At 59.6% G+C, this 16,339-nt stretch carries 15 protein-coding genes; 8 read left to right on the forward strand and 7 right to left on the reverse strand.

What is annotated here, in order from left to right; all coding sequences use genetic code 11:
• The first annotated feature begins 28 nt into the window (after window positions 1–28).
• Window positions 29–373: a TonB family protein gene (locus B7Y89_RS15015; protein WP_292939308.1), complete on the forward strand. Its 345-nt coding sequence runs from the start codon at window positions 29–31 to the stop codon at window positions 371–373.
• A gap of 91 nt (window positions 374–464) precedes the next feature.
• Here B7Y89_RS15015 and clpB read toward each other — a convergent pair whose 3' ends face one another.
• Entirely contained in the window at window positions 465–3,044 is a 2,580-nt protein-coding gene (gene clpB, locus B7Y89_RS15020; protein WP_292939309.1) for an ATP-dependent chaperone ClpB, read from the reverse strand.
• A 249-nt stretch (window positions 3,045–3,293) separates the two neighbouring features.
• Window positions 3,294–4,913 carry a M28 family metallopeptidase gene (locus B7Y89_RS15025; protein ID WP_292939310.1) on the reverse strand — a complete coding sequence of 540 codons (1,620 nt, stop codon included), beginning with the start codon at window positions 4,911–4,913 and terminating at the stop codon, window positions 3,294–3,296.
• A 209-nt stretch (window positions 4,914–5,122) separates the two neighbouring features.
• Between B7Y89_RS15025 and B7Y89_RS15030 the strand changes: the two genes are divergently transcribed.
• Both B7Y89_RS15030 and B7Y89_RS15035 read left to right on the forward strand, forming a co-directional pair.
• Window positions 5,123–7,993, forward strand: coding sequence for a pitrilysin family protein (locus B7Y89_RS15030; protein ID WP_292939311.1), 2,871 nt, complete (start codon window positions 5,123–5,125; stop codon window positions 7,991–7,993).
• A gap of 101 nt (window positions 7,994–8,094) precedes the next feature.
• Window positions 8,095–8,391 carry a hypothetical protein gene (locus B7Y89_RS15035; protein WP_292939312.1) on the forward strand — a complete coding sequence of 99 codons (297 nt, stop codon included), beginning with the start codon at window positions 8,095–8,097 and terminating at the stop codon, window positions 8,389–8,391.
• A gap of 61 nt (window positions 8,392–8,452) precedes the next feature.
• On the opposite strand, the gene gatB is transcribed toward B7Y89_RS15035, so the two are convergent.
• From gatB to rpsU, 5 genes are all read right to left on the reverse strand, one after another.
• Complete coding sequence (gene gatB / locus B7Y89_RS15040) at window positions 8,453–9,946, reverse strand: Asp-tRNA(Asn)/Glu-tRNA(Gln) amidotransferase subunit GatB (protein ID WP_292939313.1); 1,494 nt, start codon at window positions 9,944–9,946, stop codon at window positions 8,453–8,455.
• 1 nt (window position 9,947) lies between these two features.
• Window positions 9,948–11,432 carry an Asp-tRNA(Asn)/Glu-tRNA(Gln) amidotransferase subunit GatA gene (gene gatA / locus B7Y89_RS15045; protein WP_292939314.1) on the reverse strand — a complete coding sequence of 495 codons (1,485 nt, stop codon included), beginning with the start codon at window positions 11,430–11,432 and terminating at the stop codon, window positions 9,948–9,950.
• 115 nt (window positions 11,433–11,547) lie between these two features.
• A complete protein-coding gene (gene gatC / locus B7Y89_RS15050; RefSeq protein WP_292939315.1) occupies window positions 11,548–11,850 on the reverse strand; it encodes an Asp-tRNA(Asn)/Glu-tRNA(Gln) amidotransferase subunit GatC in 303 nt (100 codons plus the stop codon).
• A 104-nt stretch (window positions 11,851–11,954) separates the two neighbouring features.
• Window positions 11,955–12,530, reverse strand: coding sequence for an FKBP-type peptidyl-prolyl cis-trans isomerase (locus tag B7Y89_RS15055; RefSeq protein ID WP_292939316.1), 576 nt, complete (start codon window positions 12,528–12,530; stop codon window positions 11,955–11,957).
• A 173-nt stretch (window positions 12,531–12,703) separates the two neighbouring features.
• Window positions 12,704–12,910: a 30S ribosomal protein S21 gene (rpsU, locus tag B7Y89_RS15060; protein WP_011446475.1), complete on the reverse strand. Its 207-nt coding sequence runs from the start codon at window positions 12,908–12,910 to the stop codon at window positions 12,704–12,706.
• A gap of 184 nt (window positions 12,911–13,094) precedes the next feature.
• Between rpsU and crcB the strand changes: the two genes are divergently transcribed.
• The 5 genes from crcB to B7Y89_RS15085 all read left to right on the forward strand — a co-directional run.
• Window positions 13,095–13,511: a fluoride efflux transporter CrcB gene (crcB, locus tag B7Y89_RS15065; protein ID WP_292939317.1), complete on the forward strand. Its 417-nt coding sequence runs from the start codon at window positions 13,095–13,097 to the stop codon at window positions 13,509–13,511.
• Window positions 13,508–14,905 (forward strand): RluA family pseudouridine synthase, encoded by a 1,398-nt coding sequence (locus tag B7Y89_RS15070; protein ID WP_292939318.1) that lies wholly within the window; start codon window positions 13,508–13,510, stop codon window positions 14,903–14,905. Before crcB ends, B7Y89_RS15070 begins: the two co-directional genes overlap by 4 nt.
• Window positions 14,906–14,966: 61 nt before the next feature.
• On the forward strand, window positions 14,967–15,623 hold the full coding sequence (locus B7Y89_RS15075; protein WP_292939319.1) for an HAD-IA family hydrolase: 657 nt from the start codon (window positions 14,967–14,969) through the stop codon (window positions 15,621–15,623).
• Entirely contained in the window at window positions 15,620–15,850 is a 231-nt protein-coding gene (locus B7Y89_RS15080) for a hypothetical protein (RefSeq protein ID WP_292939320.1), read from the forward strand. Before B7Y89_RS15075 ends, B7Y89_RS15080 begins: the two co-directional genes overlap by 4 nt.
• Window positions 15,847–16,339, forward strand: a 493-nt coding sequence (locus B7Y89_RS15085; protein WP_292939321.1) for an ATP12 family protein, incomplete at its 3' end; no start/stop codon positions are given. The genes B7Y89_RS15080 and B7Y89_RS15085, both read left to right, overlap by 4 nt.

A 16,339-nucleotide genomic window follows, 5' to 3' on the forward strand; every position in this document is an offset into this window, starting at 1 on the left:
GCCTGCCACCACACAAGGAAACAAACCCATGAAGACGATTGGAAAAATTGCATTCGGATTGACCGCTTTGTCGATGGCCATGACTTCGGCCTTTGCCCAGTCTCCCGAGTGGCAGCGCCAGGTTTCGCGGATCATCGCTTCCAAGCAGACCTATCCGCGCACGGCGCAAATGCGCGGTGAAGAAGGCACTGCACGTGTAAAAGTCTATGTCGGTTCTGGCGGCGCAATTGAACGTACCGAATTGGTTGCCCCATCGGGTTCAGCCACACTGGATAAGGAAGCGCTGGCGATGCCAACGCGCGCCGGTTCGGTGCCGCCACCTCCCGGTGGTGCAACAACCGTCATTGTTCCAGTGACATGGAAACTGCTTTGATCTGAAGTTCAGGGCCAGACCCTGACCTCGCCGGGCCCCCTACCGGCGACGTGAATGGGGCGGTTCCTTGCGGAGCCGCCCCTTTTTTGCGTCAAGTCACCACGAACGACAAGGCGCCATCGCCTTCATCAATTGTCACTGTGCTGCCATCGGGGATTTCCCCTGCCAGCAAGCGTTCCGCAAGCGGATCTTGCAAATGGCGCTGGACCGCCCGCTTCAATGGCCTTGCACCATAGACCGGATCATAGCCCACCCGGCCTAGCCAGCGCTTGGCACCGTCGGTGAGAGCCAGCACGATCTTGCGGTCTTTCAGCAAGTTTTGCACGCGACCGACCTGGATTTCCACGATCGGGGCCATGTGTTCGTGGCCCAGACGGTGGAACAGGATGATCTCGTCCAACCGGTTGAGGAACTCGGGCCGGAAATGGCCGCGCACGATGTCCATCACTTGCGGTTCGACGCTGGCCACATCCTGACCGTCCTCAAGATTGGCGAGGTATTGGCTGCCAAGGTTGCTGGTAAGGATGATCAGCGTATTGGTGAAGTCAACGACGCGACCCTGCCCATCGGTCAGGCGGCCATCATCAAGCACTTGCAGCAGCACGTTGAACACATCGGAATGCGCTTTTTCCACCTCGTCGAACAGCACGACCTGATAGGGCCGCCTACGAACCGCTTCGGTAAGAACGCCGCCCTCATCATAACCAACATAGCCCGGAGGCGCACCGATCAGGCGACTGACCGAATGCTTTTCCATGAATTCCGACATGTCGATGCGTACCATCGCGCTGTCATCATCAAACAGGAAACCGGCCAGCGCCTTGGTCAATTCGGTCTTGCCAACGCCGGTGGGGCCAAGGAACAGGAAACTGCCCAGCGGGCGGTTGGGGTCTTGCAAACCCGCTCGCGCACGGCGCACGGCCTTGGACACGGCAAGCACCGCATCCTTCTGGCCGATCACGCGCTCGCCGATCACGTGCTCCATTTTCAGAAGCTTTTCGCGCTCGCCTTCCAGCATGCGTTCAACCGGCACGCCGGTCCACTTGCTGACAACGGCGGCGATGTCGTCGGCGTTCACTTCCTCGCGCAGCATGGCGTTCTGGCTGACACCCTCAGCCTCGATCAGCTGCTTTTCCAGATCGGGGATGCGCCCGTATGCAAGCTCTCCGGCCTTGGCCAGATCGCCATTGCGTTGCGCCACTTCCAACTCACTGCGGGCGGCGTCCAGCGCTTCCTTGATCTTGCCTTCAGCCGCAATCTTGTCGCGCTCGTTCTGCCAGCGTGTGGTCAGTTCCGATGATTGCTGCTCAAGGTTCGCCAATTCTTCGCGCAAGTTTGCCAAGCGGTCTTTCGACGCAGCATCGGTTTCCTTGGCAAGCGCCATCTCCTCGATCTTGAGCTGGATGATCTTGCGATCAAGCTTCTCTATTTCCTCCGGCTTGCTTTCCACTTCCATGCGGATGCGGCTGGCGGCCTCGTCCATCAGGTCGATAGCTTTGTCCGGCAAAAAGCGGTCCGCGATATAGCGGTGCGATAGCGTGGCTGCGGCGACAATCGCGTTGTCGGCAATGCGCACGCCATGGTGCAGTTCGTACTTGTCCTTGATTCCGCGCAGGATGCTGATCGTATCCTCAACGGTCGGTTCGCCAACGAACACCGGCTGGAACCGGCGCTGCAATGCGGGGTCTTTCTCCACATACTTCTGGTATTCATCCAACGTGGTTGCGCCAATGCAGTGCAGTTCGCCACGTGCCAGCGCAGGCTTCAGCAGGTTCGATGCATCCATCGCACCTTCGCCTTTGCCAGCACCGATCAGGGTGTGCATCTCGTCGATGAACAGGATGATCTCGCCCTCGGCACCTTTGACCTCGTCGAGCACGGCCTTGAGGCGCTCCTCGAACTCGCCGCGATACTTCGCGCCCGCAATGAGCGACCCCATGTCGAGCGACATCAGGCGGCGGTCCTTGAGGCTGTCGGGCACATCGCCATTGGCGATGCGCAAGGCAAGGCCTTCGGCGATGGCGGTCTTGCCAACGCCGGGTTCACCAATCAGTGCAGGGTTGTTCTTGGTGCGGCGCGCAAGGATCTGCACGGTGCGGCGGATTTCCTCGTCGCGCCCGATGACGGGATCAAGCTTGCCCTCACGCGCCGCCTGCGTCAGGTCGCGCGCGTATTTCTTCATCGCGTCATAGGCGTTTTCGGCGCTGGCGCTGTCGGCATTGCGGCCACCGCGCAGATCGCTGATCGCCGCTTCCAGCGCTTGCGGGGTCACGTTCGCCGCCTTGAGCGCCTGGCCCGCAGCGGTTGTGGTGGCGAGCGCCAGTGCAACCAGCATTCGCTCAACCGTAACAAAGCTGTCGCCCGATTTGGTAGCGATCTGTTCGGCGGAATCGAGCACGCGCACGGCATCGTTATCAAGACCCGGCGTCTGTTGCGCGCCCGAACCGGAAACGGCAGCCAGTTTGCCCAGCGCCTTGTCGACTTCGGCCTGCGCCATCGCGGCATTGCCGCCCGCGCGCTGGATCAAGCCGCTGGCCATGCCTTCGCTATCTTCGAGCAAGGCTTTCAGGATATGTTCTGCCGTGATCCGCTGATGGCTCATGCGGATGGCAACAGTCTGCGCGGCTTGCAAAAAGCCCTTGGCGCGATCGGTGAATTTTTCGAGGTTCATCGGTGAGTATCCTCCTGTTGCGCCCAACATGGTGTTACTATTTTGCAACACAAGAGCCGCGCTTGGGAAAAAGCTACACCGCTTGCAGATGGAATGTCGTTGATCTTGCGCAAGAGGGGTTCACGCAGAGGCGCAACGAAGAAGATGAGACGCGGAGAAAGGGAAGGTTTGAGGGTGGCTGCGCCGCAGGCCCTCCTCCCCTTCTCCCTCAGCGTCTCCCTTTCTTCTCCGCATCTCTGCGTGAAAAACTTACTTTACCGGATCAGCAGCCTTCGGCGCACTTGGCGCAAATTCCTTGCCAAAGAAGCTGCCCGCATACCAGCGCGGGCGTTCATCGGCATTGGCCAGCGTTTGGACGGTGAAGTAATTGACCTTCGCAAACAAAGCAGCGGCATCCCAGTTGAAAGGCAGCTTCAGATCATCGCTGGGCTGGTGGTAATTTGTCTTGAGGAAATCGCGGAAGGCCTTTTCGCCGGGACCTTCAAAGCCGGTCATCATGAAAACGGCGGGCACGCCCTGCTGCACGAAGCGATAGTGGTCCGAGCGGGTGAACAGGCCTTCTTCGGGCATGGGATCGGGCGAGAGCTTGATCCCGGCCTTGCGCGCAGCCTCAGCCACAACCGGCCCCATCGTGGAGTTTTCAGCGCCGAACGCGACAACGTCGGAGAACATATAGGTCAACACCGGCATATCGAAGTTGACCACAGCGGCCAAATCGCTTTTTGCCAGCGGGTTGCGGGCCAGAAAATCAGAGCCGATCAACCCGCCTTCCTCACCCGTCAGCGCTGCAAACAACACGGAACGGCGGGGCTTTTCCTTGGCAATGACTTTGGCCACTTCGATCATCGTGGCAACACCGGATGCATTGTCCATCGCGCCATTGTTTAATGTGTCATCACCTTTGCCATGAATGCCGATGTGATCAAGGTGCGCCGTCATCCCGATGAATTCGCCGCTCAACTTTGGATCGCTACCGGGCAGCATGGCGACAACATTGGCGCTGCGCACATCCTTCCAGGCGCTGGCGTAGGAAAGGTTGGCCTTGCCCGGAAGCACGAAGCCCTTTGGCCTGCCGCCCTGCTTGTTCGCTTGTGCCAGAATCCTGTCCAAGGGCTTCTTTGCCGCGGCAAACAAAGGCGCTGCAGCATCGGGGTTGAGTGCTACAGAAGCCTTGATCCCCGGCGCACGATTGAACGCCACGCCATCAGCACCGACCCAGCCTTTGGCCGGACTATCGGACAATTCCACGCGCTTGGTCCATGACCGGCGCGCGGTATCTTCGATTGTCGGGATGGCGATAACCGCAATCGCGCCACGCTTCATCGCCATCAACGCCTTGTCAGAGTTGAGGTGGGCGCCCAGTTCGCTTGGTGTTCCTTTGGGAAAGCCGGTGAGCACGACAACGATCTTGCCCTTAACATCAAGGCCTTTGTAATCGTCGAAACCCAATTCGGGGCGGTCAAAACCAAACCCTGCAAAGACCATCGGCGCTTCCAGCGTAACCGCCTTCTCGCTCAGGCTTGGCCGGACAAGCACTTGCACGGTATCCGTCATAACCGTGTCTTTGCCACTGAAATTGAGCGTCAGTTTGGGCGTGCCCTCCAGACGCGCCTCACGCACCGTCATCTTCTGGAAAAACGTGCCGTCTGCCGCCGCTGGTTTCAATCCCATCGCGATGAATTGGGAAGCAACATAATTGGCAGCGATATCATACCCGCGCGAACCGGTATCGCGGCCTTCAAGCAGATCATCGGCAAGGAATGTAACGTGGGCGCGCACTGCTTCTGCATTAAAGGCCGGATCTTGTGCCATGGCAGGCGTGGCGACAGTGGCAAGCAAAGCGGCGATCAGGGTGGGCTTGACGTTCATCGGTCTCTCTCAGTCGTTTGTCGAATTGGTGGTAGCGGCACCTGCCCTTTGGCACGGCCCACTTGCATGCATGATCTTGGCGGTTAGAAAGTTTCCATACAAACTAATTTTTGCCTAGCATCGAGCAATTTCGTACAACTGCGCTTTGCTCCAAGCCAACGTTCATCATGGCGAGCATAACAAGCTGCCGTCTAAACTTCGGGAACACCATGCAGAGACTTATTTCTACCAGCCTGCTTGCCATCGCCGCAACATTGCCCATCCAAACCATCGCACAAGAAGCACAACCGGCTTCAATGGCACCTGCTCCACTGGCCGATCTGGTCAGCAAAGTGCAGATCCCTTATGACAGCTTCAAGCTGGACAACGGACTGACCGTTCTGGTCCACACGGATCGCAAAGCGCCGGTTGTGGCGGTATCGATCTGGTATGGTGTGGGTTCAAAGCATGAACCAAAGGGTAAGACCGGTTTTGCGCACTTGTTTGAACACCTGATGTTCAATGGCACCGAAAACGTGCCCGGCGACTTCTTCCAGCCATTGACGCAAGTGGGCGCGACCGATGCGAATGGAACGACGTGGTTTGATCGCACGAACTACTACCAGACCGTCCCCACCGGCGCGCTGGACATGACGCTGATGATGGAAAGCGACCGTATGGGCCATCTGCTTGGCGCAGTGACGCAGAAGGTTCTCGATAACCAGCGCGGCGTGGTGCAGAATGAAAAGCGTCAGGGGGACAACAACCCCTTTGGCATGGTCGAGTACGAACAGCTTGAGAACCTCTACCCCGCTGGCCATCCCTATCATCACTCCACCATCGGTTCGATGGCCGACCTTGATTCGGCAAGCCTTGATGATGTGAAGGGCTGGTTCAAGGACAATTATGCCCCCAATAATGCCATTCTGGTGCTGGCAGGCGATGTGGATGTGGCAACAGCCAAGGCCAAAGTGGCCAAGTGGTTCGGTGACATCCCGTCCGGCCCGGCGGTAAAGCCGGTCAGCGCACCGGTGCCAACACTGCCCGCCCCCCTTGCCAAGACGATCAAGGATCAAGTGGCCACCACACGCATTTATCGCACGTGGGCTGTGCCCGGGCTGGACAATCCTGATTACCTGCCGCTCGATCTGGCAGCATCGGTTTTGGGCGGACTGGCCTCGTCACGCTTGGATGACGCACTCGTCCGGCAACAAAAGGTAGCCGTCGCAGTTTCGTCAAGTGCATCGATTTTTGCACAAGCGGGACAATTCGAAGTGATGGCCGACGTAACACCTGGTCAGGACGTGGCCAAAGTTGCTGCTGCACTAGACGCCGAAATCGCAAAATTCATCAAGGAAGGGCCGACCGCCGATGAAATGCTGCGGGCGGCGACATCGGCCACTGCGGGCGAAATCCGCGGGTTGGAAACCACTGGCGGCGGCGCTGGCAAAGCGCCCACACTGGCCGAAGGGCTGCTCTACAACGGTGATCCGCAGCATTATCGTATGGAACTGGCACGTATCGCTGCGATGAAGCCTGCCGACGTGACCGCTGCCATGCAGAAGTGGCTGACACGACCTGTTTTCGCACTGACCGTGGAGCCCGGTGCGCGTGAACAAGGCGGCGAAGGGCGCGCCGGCTTCTTTACCAAAGAGGCAGCCGGCGGCCACCCCGCATATTTCCGCGATCCCGATGCACTTGCCAAAGGTGCGCCCGTCGCCAGCGTCGGTCCGGTTGATCGTTCGAAACTTCCTGCGGTGGGCGAACTGACCCCGCTAGATTTCCCGACGATTGAGCGCGCAACACTGAAAAACGGCATCCCGGTCTATTTCGCGCGGCGCACCGCCGTCCCCACGGTTTCCGTCCGCATCAGTTTTGACGCAGGCTATGCGGCTGATCCGAAATCGGCACTGGGCACACAGTCCTTGCTGCTGAATCTGATGAACGAAGGCACGCAAAAGCTTGATAGTTCGGCCTTGGCGCGTGAAAAGGAACGCTTGGGTGCCAACATCCGCCTTTCGGCCAATTCGGACATGACTTCGTTCCAGCTCGATGCGCTGTCCTCCAATCTCGCGCCCTCGCTTGGCCTGCTATCTGACGTAGTGCTGCATCCGGCGCTTGATCCCGCAGAGCTGGAGCGTGTGCGCACGCAACAACTCACCGGTATTGCAGCCGAGATGAAGAACCCCTCGGCACTGGCCGCACGCGTGCTCAATCCGGCTCTTTATGGCACGCAGTTCCCTTATGCATTTCCGCCCAGCGGCAGTGGTGATCCCGCGGTGGTCAAAACGCTCAAGCGTGAGGATCTAGCAGGATTCCATGCGCGCTGGTTCCGCCCCGATACGGCCAGAATCTTTGTCGTAGGCGACACCACGCTGGATCAGGTGGTCAAGATGCTTGACGGATCGTTTGGCAACTGGAAGGCCAACCGCATGGCCCGTCCGGTCAAGGACTTCTCTGCACCAATCCCGGCCCCCAAGGCGCGCGTCATTCTGGTCAACCGCCCCGGTTCGCCGCAGTCCTATATCTTGGGTGGCAAAGTTATCGATGCCAAGGGCACTGACGATCTGCTGGCACTGGGCACTGCCAACGACATTCTTGGTGGCAACTTCTTGGGCCGGATCAACATGAATCTGCGCGAGAACAAGGGCTGGAGTTACGGCACTTACAACGGCGTGACCGAGCCGCTTGACCGCATCAGCTTCCGCGTAGTCGCACCTGTCCAAACCGACCGTACGGGAGAGGCGATCGCTGAAATCCGCAAGGAAATCAGCGCATTTTCAAGCACCAACGGGGTAAAGCCGGTCGAACTCGATTGGTCAACCAAGAGCAGCGCACGTGAATTGCCTGGCATGTTCGAGACCAGCGGCGCGGTACTGGATGGCATGGCGAAGATCATCAATTACCAGCGCCCTGACAATTACTACGAAACGCTGGCGGCCAAATACGACAAGATGACTACTGCCGATGCTGACAAGGCATTCCGTTCAAAGATCACGATGGATGGCATGGTCTGGGTTGTGGTGGGCGATGCCGCCAAGGTTAAGCCGCAATTGGCAAGCCTTGGCCTGCCCATCGAGGAAGTGGCCGAAGCGAAGTGAACCTTCACCCCCTCCTTCGATGAGGAGGGGGCTTTTGCTGCGCCCTTGCTAATGACATGTTCGTAGATAAATTATCGATAACAACAACCGGAGAGAGAGCCATGTCCGTTGCAGGTAGCTATAATTGCGTCACCAAGACCCCGATGGGCGACCAGACCAGCACTTTCACCGTCACCCCGGATGGGGACAGCTTCACTGGCAACAATATCGGCCAAATGGGATCGATGGACGTCGAAGGCGGTAAGGTTGAGGGCAACACCCTGATCTGGCAGATGAAAATGACAACGCCCATGCCGATGACGCTGGACTGCAAAGCCACTATCGACGGCGATACGCTGACCGGCACTGTGACGGCAGGAATGTTCGGTACGTTCCCCATGGAAGGGACGCGGGCCTGACAAGCAAAAAGGGGAAGGCGCTTGAGCACCCTCCCCTTTCACACTCTGTTTCTGAACAGCCTTACGCCAACTTTTTCTTCAAAAGATCGTTGATCATCTGCGGGTTGGCTTTGCCTTGCATCGCCTTCATTGTCTGTCCGACGAAGAAGCCGAACAGGGCTTCCTTGCCTGATTTATACTGCTCAACCTTGTCGGCATTGTTGGCCAGAATGGTGTCGATAGCCGCTTCGATCGCTCCAGTATCGGTGGTCTGTTTCAGGCCGTCGCGTTCTACGATGACTCCCGCACCGTCACCGGTTTCAAGCATCTTTTCCAGCACTTGCTTGGCGATGGAGCCAGAGATGGTGGAATCGGCCACCAGAGCAAGCAGTTCTGCACCGGCCGCAGGGCTGATGGGAGAGGTTTCGAGACTTTTGCCAAGCTTGTTCAGCGCGCCGAACAATTCCGAAATCAGCCAATTGGCGGCCTGCTTTGCCACATCGGCTTCGGGCTTGTTCGCCTTGGCCGCGGTTTCTGCCAAAAGCAGTTCAAACCAGCGCGCGGTTTCCACCTCGGCGGTCAAAACGCTCGCGTTGTAAGCCGAAAGGCCAAGCGCAGTTTCATAACGCTGGCGCTTTGCGTCAGGCAGTTCGGGCAGGCTGGCGCGGCATTCTTCAAGGAACGCATCATCCAGTTCCAGCGGCAGCAGATCGGGATCAGGGAAATAGCGGTAATCGTGCGCATCTTCCTTTGAGCGCATCGAGCGAGTCTCGTTGCGGTCAGGATCATAAAGCCGCGTTTCCTGAACGACCTTGCCGCCATCCTCGATCAGCGCGACCTGCCGCTTGGCTTCCTGTTCGACCACGGCCATCACGAAGCGCACGGAGTTGACGTTCTTCGTCTCGGTCCGCGTCCCCAGTTCACCGCCCGGCTTGCGCACCGAAACGTTGACGTCAGCCCGCATCGAGCCCTGGTCCATGTTGCCATCGCACGAGCCGACGAAGCGCAGGATCGTGCGCAGCTTCGAAAGATAGGCTCCGGCTTCGGCGGGCGAGGTCATGTCGGGGCGGCTGACGATTTCCATCAGCGCCACGCCCGACCGGTTCAGGTCGACATAGGACATCGTGGGATGCTGATCGTGCATCAGCTTGCCCGCGTCCTGCTCCACATGGATGCGCTCAACCCCGATGGTCTTCTTGGTATCGGGGTCTTTGTCGTCCAGCTGGATTTCAATCGCGCCCTCACCCACGATGGGGTGGTAAAGCTGGCTGATCTGATAGCCCTGCGGCAAATCGGCGTAGAAGTAGTTTTTCCGATCAAACCGCGACCATTTGTTGATCTGCGCATTGATCGCCATGCCGGTGCGCACGGCCTGCCGAATGCATTCGCGGTTTGGCACGGGCAACATGCCGGGCATCGCTGCGTCCACAAGGCTCACTTGCGTGTTCGGTTCAGCCCCGAACGCCGTCGCCGCGCCGGAAAACAGCTTGGCGTTGGTGGTGATCTGCGCATGGACTTCAAGGCCGACCACGACCTCCCATTCGCCGGTGTCGCCCTGGATACGATATTCGCTCATCTTACCACCACTTTGCCGGACGGGCTGTAAACTGCGCGCGCTGTTCGAGCGCGAGGCTGGCGTTGAGAACGCCTTGCTCGTCGAATGCCTTGCCGATCACTTGCAGGCCCAATGGCAGGCCGAGCCGGTCAAGACCTGCTGGCACCGACATCGCGGGCAGGCCTGCAAGGCTGGCGGGGACCGAGAACACGTCGTTCAGGTACATTTCCAGCGGATCGGCGCTCTTTTCACCCAGCGCAAAGGCCGATGACGGCGCGGTTGGGGCAAGGATCACGTCAACCAGTTTGAACGCTTCGGTGAAATCGCGGGCGATCAGGGCGCGGACCTTCTGGGCCTGTGTGTAATAGGCATCGTAGAAGCCTGCCGATAGAACATACGTGCCGATCATGATGCGGCGCTTCACCTCTGGCCCGAAACCGGCAGCGCGGGTGGCGGCATACATGTCCTGAAGCCCTGCACCATCGGGCAGATCGCGCAAACCATAGCGCACGCCATCGTAGCGCGCGAGGTTTGACGAGGCTTCGGCAGGGGCGATGATGTAGTAGGTCGGCAGCGCGTATTTGGTGTGCGGCAGGCTGATGTCAACGATTTCAGCGCCTGCATCCTTCAGCCACGCGATGCCATCATCCCATGTCTTGGCCACATCGGGATCGATGCCGTCAAGGCGGTATTCGCGCGGGATGCCAACCTTCTTGCCCTTCATGTCGCCAGAAAGATTGGCGGTCCATTCCGGCACGGGCAGATTGAGGCTGGTGGAATCCTTGGGGTCAAAACCGGCCATGGCTTCGAGCATGATTGCGCAATCGGTAACGTCGCGCGCCATTGGCCCTGCCTGATCGAGCGAGGAGGCAAAAGCGACCACGCCCCAGCGCGAGCAGCGGCCATACGTAGGCTTGATGCCCGAAATGCCGGTGAAGGCCGCAGGCTGGCGGATCGAGCCGCCGGTATCGGTACCGGTGGCTGCGGGTGCTAGACGCGCCGAGACAGCCGTGGACGAACCACCCGACGAGCCGCCGGGAGCCAATGGCGCAGTGTCATTTGGACGACGCCAGGGCGAAACGACATTGCCGAACGCACTGGTCTCGTTGGAAGAACCCATGGCGAACTGATCAAGGTTGAGCTTGCCCAGCATGCCCGCGCCCGCATCCCACAGTTTTTGGCTGACGGTCGATTCGTACTGCGGCTTGAAGCCTTCGAGAATCTTCGATGCAGCCGTGGTTTGCACGCCATGAGTGGCGAACAAGTCCTTCATACCGATGGGTACGCCCGCCATCGTGCCGAGCGGCTTGCCCGCGGCCCGATCCGCATCAACCTTTGCGGCTGCTTCCAGCGCCTTTTCCGGCGTGGTGACGATGAAGGCGTTTAGCGCGACTTGCGCTTCGGCAACTGCAGCGTTGAAGGCGGTGGCGACTTCGGTGGCGGAAAACTCACCGTCCACCACGCCCTTGCGGATGGCAGCGATGCCGAGATCGGTAAGCCCGGTCATTTTCAAATCCTCGAACGGCGGCGCGGGTGCTTCGACAAGCTCAGCACGAGCGGAAACTGAGAGTAATCCAAGACCCGCTCATCCTGAGCCTGTCGAAGGATGTTGGAATTGCGGATCATTCAATCACCTTGGGCACGCCGAAGAACCCATGTTCTGGCGCAGGAGCATTGGCAAGAACCGCATCGCGCCGGTCACCGCCAGTCAGCGGATCGGCGTTGACATCGTCTTCGCGCAGGCGTTGCGTGTTGGGGATGACGGCGGTCATCGGTTCGATGCCGGTCACGTCAACTTCGCTAAGCTGTTCAACCCAGGCGAGGATGCCATTCAATTCGGGCACCATCGCCTGCAGTTCAGACTCGGAAACCTTGATGCGGGCCAGCGAGGCGATCTTGGCCACGGTGGCGGTATCTACGGACATGGGCTGATACTTTCGCGCAGATAAAAACGGAGACGCCGCGCGCTACCAGAGCGCACGGCGTGCTTCAAGCCGAGGCGAGACCGGACGGCCCCTCCCCCGGCAGATTACGGTTGCGGAGCGCCTTCGGGCATCGGCATCGGCATACCTTGGGGCATACCCTGTGGAGGTCCGCCAGCGCCACCCTGCATCTTCTGCATCTGCTCCATCATCGCGCGCTGCTGTTCAAGTTCGGCGGCGCTCTTGTAATCGATCAGTTCAATTTCGAATACGAGATCGCTGTTGGCAGGAATGACGACTTCGCCGGTTTGCGGGTTACGCTTTTCAACCGCCCCGTAGGCCTTGTCGGACGGGATCTCGAGGACGTACTTGCCGCCCTTCTGCATCTTGCCCAGACCTTCGGCAAAACCGGGGATTACGGTTTCGAGCGGCAGGACAGCACGTTCACCACGGTCAAACTCCTTACCATTGGCAAGGCGTCCGACATAATTGATCAGCGCTACGTCAGACTTGGTTGGCGATGCGCCAGTACCCGCCGTAACAGTCTCAATCGAAACGCCTTCATAGCGCGTGGCGTAAGCGACGCCTGAACCTACAAGCACGGCTGCAATTACGCCGAGCCAGATCTTGGTAAGTGAACCCTTGGCAACAGGCTGCAACGGAACGCGGGTGATTTCCGACATGTTTTCCCCTTTGGGTGACCCCGATGGAAGCGCGATTCGCGCCAAACGATTTTCCACGAATGATTCGCGATAACCGGATGTGCAAAAGGGCGCCGCAATGACGGCGCCCCTCTTGGCCCAGCGAGGCCAACGCGGCAAGTGGTTAGATGGGAGAGTTGCCCCTCCCGATCACCCTACTTTGCGCCGTCGCGTTCTTGACGCTTACGCTCAAGCTTGCGGGCGCGGCGAACAGCAGCAGCCTTTTCACGGGCGCGCTTTTCCGACGGCTTTTCAAAGTGACGGCGCAGCTTCATTTCGCGATACACACCTTCGCGCTGCAACTTCTTCTTGAGCGCACGAAGGGCCTGGTCGACATTGTTATCGCGAACGAGAATCTGCATAAACCGCTACACCTCAATCAAATGGCAAGAGCCCGCTATGCCTGCGGGAGTTACCTTAAATCCAAGAAATACTTAACGCGCCGAATCCAACGGGATCGGCTCGGACCGCGGGCCACTACCCAAATCGGGCAGCAAAGGCAAGCAAAGTCGTGCAATTTGCGCACTGACAGTCTAAGGGCGCGTCATGAACTCTCCTTCGACATTGCAGGCTTCTACGCTTGTTGCCCTTGGTGGCGCAAGCGGTGCGGTGCTGCGTTACCATGCCGGACGCCTGATCAGCGCAGTTTCCGGCCCCAACGCCGTGTTCCCCTGGGGCACGTTTTCCATCAATTTTGTCGGCAGTCTCGCCATGGGTTTGCTGGCCGGATGGCTCGCGCGTCACGGTGCCTCTGGTGGGGCTTGGGGCGGCGAGGCATGGCGGCTGCTTGTCGGCGTTGGCGTGCTGGGCGGCTTCACCACGTTTTCAGCCTTCAGCCTCGAATCGGCATTGCTGATCGAGCGTGGGCTATTCACATCGGCGGCGCTCTATGCCGCTGGATCCGTTTTCGCAGGAATTGCAGGGTTGTTTATCGGCCTTTACATTACAAGGGCTGTGGCATGAGCAAAGCACCAAAGAAATCAGGCGAAGATCACGTTCGCCAATTTACCGTCCAGCATGATGACGACGATGTGCGGCTGGACCGCTGGTTCAAGCGGCACTTACCCGAAGTCGGCTTTGCTACCGTGTCGCGCTGGGCGCGCACCGGCCAGATCCGCGTGGATGGCAAGCGCGCCGATGTGGACACCCGCGTCTTGAAAGGTCAGGTCGTGCGTGTGCCACCCGGCGGCGCTATTGTCCCCGGCCCCAAAGGTCAGCGTGAACGCAAGCCGCTGACCGACGCGCAGATCGAACTGGCCGAATCGATGGTTCTTGAAAAGGACCGCGCCGCGATCATCCTCAACAAGCCGCCCGGCCTTGCCACGCAAGGCGGCACCGGCACGTTCGAGCATGTCGACGGGCTGCTGGATGCGTTCGTGGGCGAAACCGATGCGCGGCCGCGTCTGGTCCACCGGTTGGACAAGGACACATCGGGCGTGCTGCTCGTCGCGCGTTCTGCCAACAGCGCTGCGTTCTTTTCCAAACGCTTTTCGGGCCGCACCGCGCGCAAGATCTATTGGGCGCTGATCGTTGGCATCCCTGATATCAAGGACGGCATGATCGAACTGCCGATATCCAAACAGCCCGGCACCGGCGGCGAAAAGATGATGGTTGATGAAAGCGGCGAAGGCCAATCGGCCCGCACCCGCTATCGCGTGATCAGCCGCGCGGGCAATTCGGCCGCATGGGTTGAACTGCAACCGCTGACCGGGCGTACGCACCAGTTGCGTGTGCATATGGCAGCAATCGGCCACCCGATCGTGGGCGATGGCAAGTACGGCGGGCAAACCGCGTTCCTAACGGGCAGCATCAGCCGCAAGATGCACTTGCACGCACGACGTTTGCGGATCGAACACCCCGAGGGCGATCTGATCGACGTGACCGCCCCACTGCCTGAACACTTCACGGCCAGCATGGCGCAACTTGGCTTCCATGAGGAAGACGGCGATCTGGCGATTGATCCGATCAAGCCTATCTCTGAAAAGACCATGCAGAAACGCGCGGCCAAGGCGCATTCCAAGGAATACCGCAAGGAACGCCGCGGCGAACGCCGCAAGCGCGCTGATGGCGGCACAGCGTCTGGTGGCGGCGGGCGCAAGGCTACCGGCAAGCGCGCTGTGGCCGAGGCTGCATTGGCCCCCAAGCGCAAGTCCAGCCCGCGCAAGGCCGTGGAAGGCGCACCCGTCCGGTCCGGGCCAAAGCCAGTGGGCAAGCCGCCGTTGGGCGACAAGAAGCCCGCGGTGCGCAAACCTGCTGCCAAGAAGCCGGTTGGCGACAAGCCCGCAGTGCGCAAGCCTGCGGCTCCTCGTTCTGCCCCCGCGCGACCCAAGGGCCCGCCAAAGGGCAAAGCTGGATAACATGCGGGCTTGAAGCAGAAGGCTCTCCCGCAATCGCCGAACTTATGCGAAAGTTGGTTCCATGAAACTGGCGATCTTCGATTGTGACGGCACCCTTGTGGATAGCCAGGCCGACATTTGCGCCGCGATGGAGGCTGCGTTTTCGGCGGCAGGCCTTGCCCCTCCGGAACGCCACGCGACGCGGCGCGTGGTGGGGCTTTCCCTGCACGAGGCAATGCGGCAATTGCATCCGCAAGGCGTCCATGCCGATCACACAGACTTGACTCAGCTTTACAAAGACGCGTTTCGCGCGCGACGCGAAGCCGGAGCAGTGGCAGAACCGCTGTATGACGGCATCGCGCAATTGATTGAACATCTGGCGGGCGATGCATGGCAATTGGCGGTCGCCACCGGAAAATCAGACCGAGGGCTTGCCCATTGCCTTGCCACGCATGGGCTGACCAAACACTTCGTTTCACTCCAAACGGCAGACCGGCATCCATCGAAGCCCGATCCTTCGATGATTGAACAATGCATTGCCGATGCCGGAGCGGACCGCGCGCGAACGGTCATGATTGGTGATACCGTCTATGACATTGCCATGGCCTGCAACGCAGGAGTGACAGGGTTCGGCGTTGATTGGGGCTATCATGAAACACACGAATTGATCGAGGCTGGTGCGGCAGATGTGGCAACCAGCGTTGCCCATTTGCACAATCTGTTAAAGGGCATTGCATGACCAACCAACCCGATCCTGCTGCAACACGGTTTGCCATGCTGCAAATGGCGCGGCTTTCAGGCGCCGTACTGGTGCTGCTGGCTGTCGTGATAATTGCGGGCAAAGCGCCTGCGTGGCTTGGCACAATCCCCAAAGAAGCGGGCTACGGGCTGGCGGCCCTTGGCCTGTTTGAATTCTACGCGCTGCCGCGCTTCCTCGCGCGGCGCTGGAGGTCTCCACGAGGATGAAGCGTTTTTACCGGGACGTGACCGTAGCTGAAACCGGGTCGGGTTTCGGCGTGCAATTGGATGGACGGGCGATCAAGACCGTCAGCGCGCGTCCGCAAGTGGTGCCAACCCGCGCACTGGCCGATATCATGGCGCAGGAATGGGCAGAACAGGGCGACGAAATTGACCCGGCGCGGTTCATGTTCCGCGACATGGCCGATTATGCGATTGATGTCGTCTCACCCGATCCGGCAGCGGCGATTGACAGCCTGCTGCCATATGCCGCTACCGATACGCTGTGTTATCGCGCCGAGCCGGATGAACCGTTCGCCGCGCGCCAGCGGGTCATGTGGGAGCCGTTGCTAACCGCAGCCGAAGCGCGGCTTGGCGTGAAGTTTGTGCGCATTTCAGGCGTCATGCACAAGCCGCAACCGCCCGAAACGCTTGAGCGGTTGCGCGCCGAATTGGCAAAACTGGACGCTTTTGGACTGGCGGCCCTGCGCAATACAG

Origin of the sequence: Novosphingobium sp. 32-60-15 (genome assembly GCF_002280675.1) — a bacterium.
Taxonomy (GTDB): Bacteria; Pseudomonadota; Alphaproteobacteria; order Sphingomonadales; family Sphingomonadaceae; genus Novosphingobium.

Excerpts from the sequence above, each read along its gene's own strand:
- B7Y89_RS15015 (WP_292939308.1), top strand. The coding sequence starts at position 29 with ATGAAGACGATTGGAAAAATTGCATTCGGATTGACCGCTTTGTCGATG.
- clpB (WP_292939309.1), bottom strand. The coding sequence starts at position 3,044 with ATGAACCTCGAAAAATTCACCGATCGCGCCAAGGGCTTTTTGCAAGCC.
- B7Y89_RS15025 (WP_292939310.1), bottom strand. The coding sequence starts at position 4,913 with ATGAACGTCAAGCCCACCCTGATCGCCGCTTTGCTTGCCACTGTCGCC.
- B7Y89_RS15030 (WP_292939311.1), top strand. The coding sequence starts at position 5,123 with ATGCAGAGACTTATTTCTACCAGCCTGCTTGCCATCGCCGCAACATTG.
- B7Y89_RS15035 (WP_292939312.1), top strand. The coding sequence starts at position 8,095 with ATGTCCGTTGCAGGTAGCTATAATTGCGTCACCAAGACCCCGATGGGC.
- gatB (WP_292939313.1), bottom strand. The coding sequence starts at position 9,946 with ATGAGCGAATATCGTATCCAGGGCGACACCGGCGAATGGGAGGTCGTG.
- gatA (WP_292939314.1), bottom strand. The coding sequence starts at position 11,432 with ATGACCGGGCTTACCGATCTCGGCATCGCTGCCATCCGCAAGGGCGTG.
- gatC (WP_292939315.1), bottom strand. The coding sequence starts at position 11,850 with ATGTCCGTAGATACCGCCACCGTGGCCAAGATCGCCTCGCTGGCCCGC.
- B7Y89_RS15055 (WP_292939316.1), bottom strand. The coding sequence starts at position 12,530 with ATGTCGGAAATCACCCGCGTTCCGTTGCAGCCTGTTGCCAAGGGTTCA.
- rpsU (WP_011446475.1), bottom strand. The coding sequence starts at position 12,910 with ATGCAGATTCTCGTTCGCGATAACAATGTCGACCAGGCCCTTCGTGCG.
- crcB (WP_292939317.1), top strand. The coding sequence starts at position 13,095 with ATGAACTCTCCTTCGACATTGCAGGCTTCTACGCTTGTTGCCCTTGGT.
- B7Y89_RS15070 (WP_292939318.1), top strand. The coding sequence starts at position 13,508 with ATGAGCAAAGCACCAAAGAAATCAGGCGAAGATCACGTTCGCCAATTT.
- B7Y89_RS15075 (WP_292939319.1), top strand. The coding sequence starts at position 14,967 with ATGAAACTGGCGATCTTCGATTGTGACGGCACCCTTGTGGATAGCCAG.
- B7Y89_RS15080 (WP_292939320.1), top strand. The coding sequence starts at position 15,620 with ATGACCAACCAACCCGATCCTGCTGCAACACGGTTTGCCATGCTGCAA.